At 50.1% G+C, this 11,953-nt stretch carries 10 protein-coding genes and 1 pseudogene; all 11 read left to right on the top strand.

Annotation, left to right across the window (positions count from 1 at the left end; translation table 11 throughout):
• Window positions 1-22 precede the first annotated feature (22 nt).
• The 11 genes and pseudogenes from flhA to KHX94_RS02970 all read left to right on the top strand — a co-directional run bounded on the left by flhA (window position 23) and on the right by KHX94_RS02970 (window position 11,950).
• Window positions 23-2,122 (top strand): flagellar biosynthesis protein FlhA, encoded by a 2,100-nt coding sequence (gene flhA, locus KHX94_RS03015; protein ID WP_213682315.1) that lies wholly within the window; start codon window positions 23-25, stop codon window positions 2,120-2,122.
• Window positions 2,123-2,134: 12 nt separating this feature from the next.
• Entirely contained in the window at window positions 2,135-3,517 is a 1,383-nt protein-coding gene (gene flhF, locus KHX94_RS03010) for a flagellar biosynthesis GTPase FlhF (protein ID WP_213682314.1), read from the top strand.
• Window positions 3,518-3,523: 6 nt separating this feature from the next.
• A pseudogene (locus KHX94_RS20090) lies at window positions 3,524-4,404 on the top strand (MinD/ParA family protein).
• Window positions 4,397-5,116 (top strand): RNA polymerase sigma factor FliA, encoded by a 720-nt coding sequence (locus KHX94_RS20085; RefSeq protein WP_244859413.1) that lies wholly within the window; start codon window positions 4,397-4,399, stop codon window positions 5,114-5,116. The pseudogene KHX94_RS20090 and the gene KHX94_RS20085 overlap by 8 nt, the downstream one beginning before the upstream one ends.
• A gap of 46 nt (window positions 5,117-5,162) precedes the next feature.
• Complete coding sequence (gene cheY, locus KHX94_RS03000; protein WP_213682312.1) at window positions 5,163-5,546, top strand: chemotaxis response regulator CheY; 384 nt, start codon at window positions 5,163-5,165, stop codon at window positions 5,544-5,546.
• Window positions 5,547-5,558: 12 nt separating this feature from the next.
• A complete protein-coding gene (locus KHX94_RS02995) occupies window positions 5,559-6,296 on the top strand; it encodes a protein phosphatase CheZ (protein ID WP_213682311.1) in 738 nt (245 codons plus the stop codon).
• A gap of 15 nt (window positions 6,297-6,311) precedes the next feature.
• On the top strand, window positions 6,312-8,612 hold the full coding sequence (locus KHX94_RS02990; protein ID WP_213682310.1) for a chemotaxis protein CheA: 2,301 nt from the start codon (window positions 6,312-6,314) through the stop codon (window positions 8,610-8,612).
• Window positions 8,613-8,631: 19 nt separating this feature from the next.
• The gene (locus KHX94_RS02985; RefSeq protein WP_213682309.1) at window positions 8,632-9,753 is read left to right on the top strand and encodes a protein-glutamate methylesterase/protein-glutamine glutaminase; all 1,122 of its coding nucleotides are present in this window, start codon (window positions 8,632-8,634) and stop codon (window positions 9,751-9,753) included.
• Complete coding sequence (locus KHX94_RS02980) at window positions 9,746-10,219, top strand: hypothetical protein (RefSeq protein WP_213682308.1); 474 nt, start codon at window positions 9,746-9,748, stop codon at window positions 10,217-10,219. The genes KHX94_RS02985 and KHX94_RS02980 overlap by 8 nt, the downstream gene beginning before the upstream one ends.
• A 41-nt stretch (window positions 10,220-10,260) precedes the next feature.
• Window positions 10,261-11,052 (top strand): ParA family protein, encoded by a 792-nt coding sequence (locus KHX94_RS02975; RefSeq protein ID WP_213682307.1) that lies wholly within the window; start codon window positions 10,261-10,263, stop codon window positions 11,050-11,052.
• On the top strand, window positions 11,036-11,950 hold the full coding sequence (locus tag KHX94_RS02970; protein WP_213682306.1) for a chemotaxis protein CheW: 915 nt from the start codon (window positions 11,036-11,038) through the stop codon (window positions 11,948-11,950). Before KHX94_RS02975 ends, KHX94_RS02970 begins: the two co-directional genes overlap by 17 nt.
• The last annotated feature ends 3 nt before the right edge of the window (window positions 11,951-11,953 follow it).

Below are 11,953 nucleotides of genomic sequence, written 5' to 3'. Positions count from 1 at the left end.
GTGTCAAAACTCAGGCTGCAAGATGGATGTAAGAGCAACGTTCGGACAGTTACGTCAGATTAAGCCCGCTTCTTTTAAAGGCATTGGTGCGCCACTGCTGGTCTTGGCTGTTCTGGCAATGATTGTGTTGCCAATGCCCGCATTTTTGCTGGATATTCTGTTTTCCTTCAACATCGCACTGGCATTAGTCGTTTTATTGGTTGCCGTCTATACCAATCGCCCATTGGATTTTGCCGCCTTTCCTACAGTGTTATTGATTGCTACTCTTTTGCGCTTGGCGCTGAACGTTGCCTCAACTCGAGTCGTGTTGCTAGAGGGCCACAATGGTGCTGATGCGGCGGGTAAAGTGATTGAGGCGTTTGGCTCCGTGGTTATCGGCGGTAACTATGCGGTGGGGCTGGTGGTCTTCCTTATCCTGATCATTATCAACTTTGCGGTGGTCACCAAAGGTGCTGGCCGTATCTCTGAAGTGAGTGCCCGCTTTACCTTGGATGCTATGCCTGGTAAGCAGATGGCTATCGATGCAGACTTGAATGCTGGCATTATCAATCAGGATCAGGCTCGTTTACGCCGCGCAGAAGTGACCAGCGAAGCCGATTTTTATGGCTCAATGGACGGTGCCTCTAAGTTTGTGAAAGGCGATGCTATCGCTGGGATTTTAATTCTCTGTATCAACATTGTTGGCGGTTTTATTATCGGTATGGTGCAGCATGGCCTGGGGTTTTCACAGGCGGTGGAAATCTATACCTTACTGACTATCGGTGATGGTTTGGTCGCACAGATCCCCGGCCTGTTACTGTCAATCGCCGCCGCCTTGATGGTGACCCGTCAGAATGAGTCTGGCGACATGGGGCAGCAAGTGGTGCAGCAGATGTTTGATAATCCCAAATCACTCATGATTGCGGCTGCGGTGCTGTTTGTGATGGGGATTGTGCCCGGCATGCCACATCTGGCATTTTTAAGTTTTGCGCTGTTGGCATCGACTGGCGCTTTCTTTATTTTCAGGCGGAATGAGAACAACAAGCAACAGGCATTGGAACTGGTTAAGAATGGCCCGACCGAGAAGAATCTTAACGAACCCAAAGAGCTTAGTTGGGATGACGTCCGGCCAGTGGATACTATTGGTTTAGAGGTGGGATACCGTTTGATCCCTCTGGTCGATAAAGGCCAAGGCGGTGAGTTGCTTAGCCGTATCAAAGGGGTGCGTAAAAAGTTATCGCAGGAATTGGGCTTTTTGGTGCCTGCGGTGCATATTCGCGATAATCTGGATTTGTCACCCAGCGCCTACCGTATCTCGTTAATGGGCGTTGCCTGTGGCGAAGCTGAAGTTCGCCATGATTGTGAGTTGGCGATCAATCCCGGCCAAGTGTTTGGCAAACTCGATGGCGTTGAAACCAAAGACCCGGCATTTGGGCTAGATGCGGTGTGGATAGCACCGGAACTGCGTGAACATGCCCAAACTCTTGGCTACACAGTGGTTGATACCTCAACTGTTATTGCCACCCACTTGAGCCAACTTCTTACCAATAACGCCGCCAAACTGCTGGGTTACGAAGAAGTGCAGCAGCTATTGGATATGCTGGGTAAACGTGCACCGAAACTGGTGGACGGCTTTGTTCCTGATATTATGCCGCTGGGCAGCGTGGTCAAGGTGATGCAGAATCTGCTCAATGAAGGCGTTTCTGTACGTGACCTGCGGACCATCGTCCAGACATTGCTGGAATATGGGCCTAAGAGCAATGACACTGAAGTGTTAACGGCAGCGGTACGTATTGCACTTAAGCGTATGATCGTTCAGGAAATCGCCGGACCCGAGGCCGAAATTCCCGTCATTACTTTGGCGCCAGAACTGGAACAGATGTTGCATCAGTCAATGCAAGCGACAGGTGGCGATGGCCCGAATATCGAACCCGGACTAGCAGAGCGGATGCAAAAATCCCTTGCCAGCGCAGCGCAGAAGCAGGAAATGGTTGGACAGCCCGCCATTTTGCTGACATCGGGTATGCTGCGCGCCACCTTGTCTCGTTTCGTCAAGCACACGATTCCTAACCTGCGGGTGATTTCATACCAGGAAGTGCCAGACGAAAAGCAAATCCGTATCGTTTCCGCTGTAGGCCAGTAGGAGTAACAGAGAGTGAAAATTAAACGCTTTTTTGCCAAAGATATGCGTGCCGCGCTGGCGCAAGTTAAAGAAACCCTCGGGGCCGATGCGGTGATCATGTCCAACAAGAAAGTCACCGGTGGCATTGAAATTGTCGCGGCGGTGGACTACGACGAACCTCAGGCCAATGCTCCACAAGCATCGGTTTTCAGTGATTTGAGTGAAGATAAAGTGTCGCTTGGACATGTCCGCAGTGAAACCAAAGCCAAGCCAACTCCTGCGGCAGATTCACTACAGGCACTGCTTGAGCGGCAACACAGTCGTCTAACGCAACAATTGTCGAAACAGCCAACGGCTGCCAGGGATAATGATCTGCCTGCTTGGGCGAGAGGGCTAGATAGCGATGCTGCGGCTAAACCGCGACAAAATCTGCAAGATTTGGCGCCAGCGTCTACACTCAATGGCAAAAATAGTAATGCGAAACAGCAACTCGAATTGGATTCTATGCGTCAGGAATTATCTTCTTTACGCAATCTGTTAACGCATCAACTAAACGAATTGATGACAGATCAGAAAAACCGTCATGATCCGGTTGGGGCGATGTTAGAGCGTAAACTGTTGGAAGCCGAATTTGCACCACAGGTAGCAACTAAGCTGGCTGCCCTGTCACAGCACTATACTCCTGCGGATTTGGTGAAAGCATTACCCCAATCACTGGCGAATCTGCTGAGTAACCAAGGCGATGATATTGTGCGCCAGGGCGGCATTGTAGCGTTAGTCGGGCCAACGGGTGTCGGTAAAACAACCACACTGGCAAAAATTGCAGCAAGATTCGTTGCGCATCATGGCCCAGACTCGGTGGTATTGATCACTACCGACCATTATCGAATTGGAGCCTTTGAGCAATTGGCAACTTATGGCAAGATAATGGGATGCCCAGTGAAGCAAGCCCAAGATCTCAATGAGTTGGAGCAAATTGTCTACCAGTTCCGTAATCGCAAGCTAGTATTAATCGACACCGCAGGAATGGGGCAACGAGATATACGTTTATGTCAGCAGTTGGATAGTTTGACTGCTAACAGCCGCTTGCCAATCCGCAGTTTCCTGGTGTTATCAGCAACCGGGCAACGGCGAGTACTGGAAGAAGCCATCAACCAGTTTAAGCGCATTCCATTGGCGGGCGCTATATTAACCAAACTAGATGAATCAGTTTCTTTAGGGGCCGCGCTAAGTGTATTGATCCAAAGTGGTTTATCATTAAGTTACACCACGGATGGTCAGCGGGTGCCTGAAGATATGCGGGTAGCTGATACGCTGGGGCTGGCTAAACAAGCACTGGCCGTATTAAACAGAACAGAAACGACAGAATTTAACCCTGAAGTCAGGTCAAATGAAATGACCTATGCATTTGAGTAGTAAGCGATGACCCGGGATCAAGCGAGTGGTTTACGAATGATAAATCAACAACAAAACGAAAAAGTAAAAGTAATTGCCGTTACCGGTGGGAAAGGGGGCGTAGGTAAAACTAGCGTTGCTATTAACACCGCCGTGGCGCTCGCAGAGAAGGGCAAACGGGTAATGGTATTGGACGCCGACTTGGGGCTGGCAAATGTCGATGTGATGCTGGGGTTACGGGCCGAACACAATTTGTCGCATGTGTTGTCCGGCGAAGCGGAACTGGATGACATCATTGTCCGTGGTCCAAAAGGCATAGGTATTATTCCAGCAACATCTGGAACCCAAGCAATGGTGGAATTAAGTCCAGCGCAGCACGCCGGACTTATTCGCGCCTTTAGTGAAATGAAAACGCAGTTTGATGTACTGATAGTGGACACCGCTGCCGGTATTTCTGACATGGTACTGAGTTTTTCAAGGGCGTCACAGGATGTGCTTGTGGTGGTTTGTGATGAACCCACCTCAATCACCGATGCCTACGCATTGATCAAAATACTCAGTCGTGAACACGGCGTATTTCGCTTTAAAATTGTGGCTAACATGGTGCGTAGCCTACGGGAAGGGATGGAGTTATTTGCTAAATTAAGCAAAGTCACTGATCGTTTCTTGGATGTGGCATTGGAACTGGTTGCCACCATACCTTTTGATGAAAATCTACGGAAGTCTGTGCGTAAGCAGAAACTGATTGTAGAAGCCTTTCCTAAATCTCCTGCCAGTATTGCTTATCAGGGATTGGCCAATAAAGTGATCAGTTGGCCAGTACCACAACAACCCGGTGGGCATCTGGAATTTTTGTTGAACGCTTGGTACAGAAACCTGAATACCAGGAGGAAGGTGCCAGTGAATAAAATGGCAGCGTATACCGGGTTTAACGATAAGAGCTTGATCGTTGACCAGTATGCGCCGCTGGTAAAACGAATTGCTCATCATCTGCTAGCGCGTTTACCCGCTTCGGTGCAACTGGACGACCTGTTGCAGGCCGGGATGATGGGGTTACTGGAAGCCGCCTCCAAATTTGATGGTAGCAAGGGTGCCAAATTTGAAACGTTTGCCGGTATTCGTATTCGTGGCGCGATGATTGATGAAATCCGCCGTGGCGACTGGTTACCTCGTTCGGTTCACCGCAATCAGCGGCGGATTGCCCAGGTCATTGACGAACTGGAACAGGAATTGGGCCGGGATGCCAGAGACACTGAGATCGCCCAACGACTGGAAATGCCACTAGATGAATATCATCACATACTAAGTGATGTATCTGCTGGTAAAATAATAGGAATCGAAGATCTTGGTGGAGCTCCAGATGCGTTCTTTGCCGATGAAACCGTGGCAAACGATACCTATGAAACGCTGGTAAACGATCAGTTTAGAGATGCACTAGCCGAAGCAATTAAACATTTACCCGAAAGAGATGCGCTGGTTCTGTCGCTTTATTATGATGAAGCGCTCAATTTGAAAGAAATCGGCGCCATTTTAGATGTCAGTGAGTCTAGAGTTAGTCAGATCCATAGTCAGGCAATGCTCAGGCTCAAAGCAAAACTCAGGCATTGGACACAGAACTAAACGGTTTTTTTGAGCGGTTTTAAAATTCAGCTCTGCGGAGGAAACTTTGGATAAAAACATGAAGATTCTCATTGTTGATGATTTTTCAACGATGAGAAGGATTATCAAAAACCTGTTAAGGGATCTTGGGTTTAATAACACCCAAGAAGCCGATGATGGGTCAACTGCACTGCCAATGCTGCAGAAAGGTGATTTTGATTTTGTGGTCACCGACTGGAACATGCCAGGTATGCAGGGGATTGACCTGTTAAGAGCCATTCGTGCAGATGAACATCTCAAGAATATCCCGGTGTTGATGGTTACCGCAGAAGCCAAGCGCGAGCAGATTATTGCTGCTGCACAGGCAGGGGTGAATGGTTATGTTGTGAAACCTTTCACCGCCGCGACCCTGAAAGAGAAGTTGGACAAAATCTTTGAACGACTTGGTTGATTTTGGGGTGCTATGAAGGCAGAAAACACCGGACTCATTACACTCGAACAAGCACAACACTTAGTCGAATTGTTGTCTGCTGGTGAACAACAACAGGCCGATGAACTGGTTCGTGAATTATCGGTGCCTATTCAGCAAGAGCTATTTGCTGAAGTTGGTAAATTGACCAGACAACTCCACAATGCTTTGAATGATTTTCAACTGGATAACCGGTTGGTGGAACTGGCAAGTAACGATATTCCAGATGCGAAAGAACGTCTGAGTTTTGTTATCGACATGACAGAACAGGCGGCCAATAAAACCATGGATGCGGTTGAAGAGTGCTTACCACTGTCGGATGCTCTCAGTGTCAGCCTTACCAATATCAAGCCTTCATGGGACAGGTTAATGCGTCGCAACCTGCCACTCGATGAGTTCAAAACGTTATGTCACGATGTGCAGCATTTTATGGTGCAAACTGAGGCCGACTCCGGACGATTACACGAACTGCTCAATCAGATACTGCTGGCGCAAGATTTCCAGGATCTGACCGGACAGATGATCCGCCGGGTGATTGATTTAGTTAAAGAAGTAGAAAGCAATCTTGTATCACTTTTGACCATGTTTGGGGCGCAACCTAACGAGAGTCTAATCAGCAACCGCGAAAATAATATAGATGCTGAAGGACCTATCCATAATGCTGGGGCCCGTCAGGATGTGGTTACCGGACAGGATGAAGTAGACGATTTGCTCTCTAGTCTGGGGTTCTGATGAGGAGTCATATTGATGGCCTTTGATGTTGATGAAGAGATCCTGCAGGATTTTTTAATCGAAGCCGGAGAGATTCTGGAGCTGCTGCAGGAGCAGCTGGTGCAGTTGGAAAATAATCCAGGGGATACCGACCTGTTGAATGCTATTTTCCGCGGCTTCCATACCGTGAAGGGCGGTGCAGGTTTCCTGGGGTTAGCCCCTATGGTGGATGTCTGCCATGAAGCTGAAAACACCTTCGATTTATTGCGCACGGGTAAACGCAGTGTTAGCGCCGAACTGATGGATATCATTCTTCAGGCGTTGGATGCCATCAATGTAATGTTTAGCCAAACTCAGTCAGGTGAAGAGCAACAGCCGGCAGAACCGCAGCTGCTGGCTAATCTGAAACTGCTGAGCTCAGGTGCGCCATTACCGTCAGAATCTGGCAATAGTGCCGAAACCGCCGTAGAAGCTGTTGATGACACAACCGCTGACAGCGGCGTGGATGATACGGCCGACAGCGCGGATGCGTTGTTTGATGAGATGCTGGAATCCGTGGCACCAAACGCTGCGGTAGAACCCCCAGCCGCCGAGCCGACAGCCGCAGCTGGTAGTATCGACGATATTGATGAATCAGAGTTTGAAGCCTTACTGGATGCCTTGCATGGCAAAGGTAAAGGCCCGTCAACGAGCGGTGATGCCGGGACTGGCGCCAAAACGCCTGCTGCTGTTAGCAACAACAGTGAAGATATTACCGACGACGAGTTTGAAGCGCTGCTGGATGAATTGCATGGCAAAGGCAAATTTGCTGTTAATCCAGACGCTAAACCGGTGGCCGCCGAAACGGCTGGACACTCGGTCGATTCGGATGAAATTTCTGAGGATGAATTTGAGGCTCTGCTTGATCAACTACATGGCAAGGGTAAGGCGCCAGGACTGGAAACCGAGAGTGCGGCTAATGCAGCCGCCCCTGCGGCGAAGGTAGCGCCCCAAGCGCCTGCGGCAGCAGCGGCTAAAGCTCCGACACCGAAAGCCCCGTCACCGAAAACAGCAGCAGCGCCTAAAGCAGCCGCACCCGCTGAGTCTAAAGTGCCGGTTCCAGCCAAAGAAAGCGCCACTAAGGCAGTGGCTCCGGCTGGTAATAATGCCCCTCAGGCTGAAACCACAGTGCGTGTGGATACCGCGCGGTTGGATCAGATCATGAACATGGTGGGTGAACTGGTACTGGTGCGCAACCGTTTGGTGAGTTTGGGGATCTCTCGCGAAGATGAAGAGATGAGCAAAGCGCTGGCAAATCTGGATTTGGTAACATCCGATTTGCAGGGCGCCGTGATGAAAACGCGGATGCAGCCAATCAAGAAAGTCTTTGGCCGTTTCCCGCGGGTGGTACGCGATCTTGCCCGTAGTCTCAATAAAGACATTGAACTACGTATGGTTGGTGAAGAAACTGACCTGGATAAAAATTTGGTAGAAGCCTTGGCCGACCCATTGGTGCATTTGGTGCGTAATTCCGTGGATCACGGTATTGAAATGCCGGATGTGCGTGAATCTATCGGAAAATCCCGAACCGGGATTATCACCTTAGCTGCCAGTCAGGAAGGTGACCATATTCTGCTGAAAATCGAAGATGATGGCGCAGGGATGGATCCTGAAAAGCTGAAAGCGATTGCCATTAAACGCGGTGTTCTGGATGAAGATACCGCGGCCAGAATGTCAGATCAGGACGCCTATAATCTGATTTTTGCCCCAGGTTTTTCGACTAAAACCGAAATTTCAGACATTTCCGGCCGTGGTGTCGGTATGGATGTGGTGAAAACCCGTATTACCCAGTTGAATGGTTCAGTGCATATTGATTCTGCCAAGGGCAAAGGCACTCGGCTAGAAATCAAAGTGCCGCTGACTTTAGCAATTATGCCAACCTTGATGGTTGAAGTGGCCAAACAGGTATTTGCCTTGCCTTTGTCCAGCGTGAATGAAATTTTCCATCTGGATCTTGGCAAGACTAACGTTGTTGACGGCCAACTGACCGTTATTGTGCGTGAGAAAGCGATACCGCTGTTTTATCTTGAGCAGTGGCTGAACCGCCATCCGCGTGACTTTAAAACCGGCGAAAAACGTCTGGGACACGTGGTGATCGTACAGTTAGGGCTGAAACAGATAGGTTTTGTGGTTGATGCGTTGATTGGTCAGGAAGAGGTGGTGATCAAACCATTAGGTGCCTTGTTGCATGGAACACCAGGCATGGCTGGCGCCACTATAACGTCTGATGGTGGCATCGCGCTTATTCTTGACGTACCGGGACTTCTCAAACATTACACTTCCCGGTCAAGACGCTAAACCATAACTAAGGATTTGAATGGCTATTAAAGTGTTGGTCGTCGACGACTCGGGATTCTTTCGTCGACGCGTGAGTGAAATTGTAAATCAGGACCCAGAACTGGAAGTGGTCGGTTTGGCGGCTAACGGACTAGAAGCCGTGCGTATGGCCGCAGAACTCAAGCCAAACGTCATCACTATGGATATTGAAATGCCAGTGATGGACGGGATCACTGCTGTGCGTAAAATTATGGAGAGCACGCCGACACCGATCCTGATGTTTTCCTCTTTGACCCACGAAGGTGCTAAAGCCACGTTGGATGCCTTGGACGCCGGTGCTCTCGACTTTTTGCCCAAGCGCTTCGAGGATATTGCGACCAATAAAGATGCCGCAATTGAATTATTACAACAACGTGTGAGAGCGCTTGGCCGTCGTCGAGTTTTTCGGCCGATCAGTCGACCCAGTCCGGTGACCCGGCCAACTGTCGGTCGTCCACTGTCGCGGCCATTGCATGAAGAAGAGGCCCAAAAACCGGCTGAGCGTAATGTCGGGCGCGGTGTTGCGCCAGCCAGAGCCAGCGGTAAGCAATATAAATTGTTGGTGATAGGAACATCCACTGGAGGGCCAGTAGCCTTGCAGCGAATTTTGACGCGCTTCCCGGCGGATTACCCACATCCTATCGTGTTGATCCAACACATGCCGGCGGCGTTTACGCCAGCATTTGCCGCACGACTTAATAGTTTGTGCCAAATTGAAGTAAAAGAAGCCAGCAATGGCGATGCTATGCGGCCGGGTTGTGCCTATTTAGCGCCTGGTGGTATGCAGATGATGATAGAGCGCGCTGGCGTGAGTGGCCGGCTTAAAGTGGTAAGTGGCACACCGGAAATGAACTATAAACCGTCAGTAGACATTACTTTTGCTTCTGCGGCCAAAGCGTATGGTGGCGATGTGTTAGCGGTGGTGTTAACTGGGATGGGCGCGGATGGTCGCGAAGGCGCACGCTTGTTAAAAAGCGCCGGTTCCACCATCTGGGCGCAGGATGAGGCATCTTGCGTTGTCTATGGTATGCCACAGGCAGTGACCGTTGCCGGAATATCCAGCCATTCAATTGCATTGGATAGCATGGCTGAAGCGATTTTACGAGAGTCTGCTCGTGGCTGATAACGCTGATCGGCAAACAGGATACTGGTTAAGTATCTTCCTGTTGTCGTTGGCGGTATTGGTGCTCGCAGCTGTCAGTTGGCAGTTACATGTAAAAAATCAGCTGTTGCAGCAGGAAACTGAACAACTTCGAGCATCGCAAGTGGTGCTGATGGTGCCAGATGCACAGGCGGCGCAAATTGCTGACTGGATGGTAAAGCATCCAGACCAAACCGCGTCTTTATTGGATGTGGTGAAACCGGTGCAGGAAGGGACAAAGTCGTTGCAGCAGTCTTTGGATGATGCGCGTCAAAAACAACGCACCCAAGCACCAGAGCCTGCGAATAAGCCGAACAGTAACGATAAATTACCACCTGCGGCATCGGCAACGCCGGTCATGGTGGAACAGCTGCAAAACGGTGTCAAAGTGATACGTTTACCGCACGGCGGTATCCGGGTAACAACCCGGGATGTGAATGATGAGTAAACGCTGACCGGCGCTGCTATGTCCGGTAGAAGGGGCTAAATGTGAGAGTCTGGACCATCGCAAATCAAAAAGGCGGTGTCGGTAAAACGACCTCGGTGGCCAGTCTCGCCGGCGTTTTAGCCAAACGCGGCCAGCGAGTGCTGATGATTGATACCGATCCGCATGCTTCTTTGGGGTATTACCTCGGGATTGATTCAGAAGAGGTGCCAGCTTCTCTTTACGATGTGTTTGTCGCCCATGACCATCTGTCCCGAGATTTGGTAAAGCAACATGTGGTGCCTACCTCCGTAGATGGCATAGATCTATTACCTGCTACCATGGCCTTAGCAACGTTAGATCGTGCGCTTGGTCATCATGAAGGTATGGGGTTGGTGTTGCGTAATCTGATACAGCTGCTGAGTGCTGATTATGATGTCGCTTTGGTTGATTGTCCGCCTGTGCTCGGGGTGTTGATGGTTAATGCGCTGGCGGCCAGCCAGCATATTATTGTGCCGGTTCAGACAGAGTTCTTAGCCATTAAAGGGCTAGAGCGCATGATTAAAACCATGGAGTTGATGGGGCGCTCTAAAAGTACTCGTTACAGTTACTCCATTGTCCCCACTATGTATGATCGACGCACCAAGGCATCGTCTGCAGCCTTGCAATTTCTTGGTGATGTCTATGGCGAGCGGCTGTGGCCAGATGTCATCCCGGTTGATACTAAGTTTCGTGATGCCAGTTTGGCGCATCTTCCGGCCAGTCACTACGCGCCACTGTCGCGTGGGGTCAAGGCGTATGAACGTTTGTTGGATTTCCTGATGAAGGGAGAGTTCGCTCATGCCAAAATCGGTTGATGAAACTGTTTTTGACTATTTCAGCGTGCTGCTGAGCGAGCCCGAAGCTGAAACCCAAGCTACGGAGGTGCCTGCTGCTGTTGTAACTGCTACGGCGATTGCAGGTGTCACACCGATAGCAAAACCTAAGCCAGCTGTCGCCAAACCGATAAGCCAACAACGTGAAGCCTCTGCCGATGTTAAACCTGCCATCGATAAACAGGCATTGCAGCGGTTACTGGCGCAAGTTGCTCCGGCTGCTACTGAGGTTGCGCATGTTCAACCGGTGGCATTGGAAAAAACGGCGGCACCAGCCACAACCGCTGAACCACTGTTAGCGCGAGATACAGTTGCTCCGACTGTGACTGATGCCGTGCCCACCGATGAGACGGTTGCGGCCGTCACGCCCCAAACGCAAGCGGGAACACAACCTCCACAGCTGATAACACCGCTGGAGCAACTGCTGGACGATGAGTTCCAAGTGCTGTTTTTCAATGTTGCCGGGCTGACCTTGGCCGTGCCCTTGCTAAATTTGGGCGGCATTGTACAGATAGAGCACATCAATCATATTATCGGGCGACCCCGCTGGTTTAAGGGCGTGCAGAATTATCGGGAGTCGCAATTGAATGTGGTGGATACCGCCGCATGGGTAATGCCAGAAAAATATGATCAGAAACTGGCACAATCCATAAATTATCAATATCTTGTAGTATTGGAAAACAGTAATTGGGGATTGGCCTGTGAATCACTGGTCAATGCCGTCAAAATTGATAAATCCCAGGTCAATTGGCGTGGGAAAGCAGGGAAACGCCCGTGGTTGGCGGGAGTGGTAAAGGAACAGATGTGTGGCATTTTGCATGTCCGGGCACTTGTTGAAATGCTCAATGCCGGGTTGGGATGTCAAGATCCGATAGACTGAGGT

The organism is Shewanella dokdonensis (assembly GCF_018394335.1).
GTDB classification, from domain to species: domain Bacteria; phylum Pseudomonadota; class Gammaproteobacteria; order Enterobacterales; family Shewanellaceae; genus Shewanella; species Shewanella dokdonensis.
Note: the sequence above shows the minus strand (reverse complement) of the source record. Positions and strands in the feature narration are given on the sequence as shown.

What these genes read in the sequence shown, in the direction of transcription:
- KHX94_RS02985 (WP_213682309.1), top strand. Translation starts at nt 8,632, where the DNA reads ATGGCTATTAAAGTGTTGGTCGTCGACGACTCGGGATTCTTTCGTCGA.
- KHX94_RS02995 (WP_213682311.1), top strand. Translation starts at nt 5,559, where the DNA reads ATGAAGGCAGAAAACACCGGACTCATTACACTCGAACAAGCACAACAC.
- flhA (WP_213682315.1), top strand. Translation starts at nt 23, where the DNA reads ATGGATGTAAGAGCAACGTTCGGACAGTTACGTCAGATTAAGCCCGCT.
- KHX94_RS02970 (WP_213682306.1), top strand. Translation starts at nt 11,036, where the DNA reads ATGCCAAAATCGGTTGATGAAACTGTTTTTGACTATTTCAGCGTGCTG.
- KHX94_RS02990 (WP_213682310.1), top strand. Translation starts at nt 6,312, where the DNA reads ATGGCCTTTGATGTTGATGAAGAGATCCTGCAGGATTTTTTAATCGAA.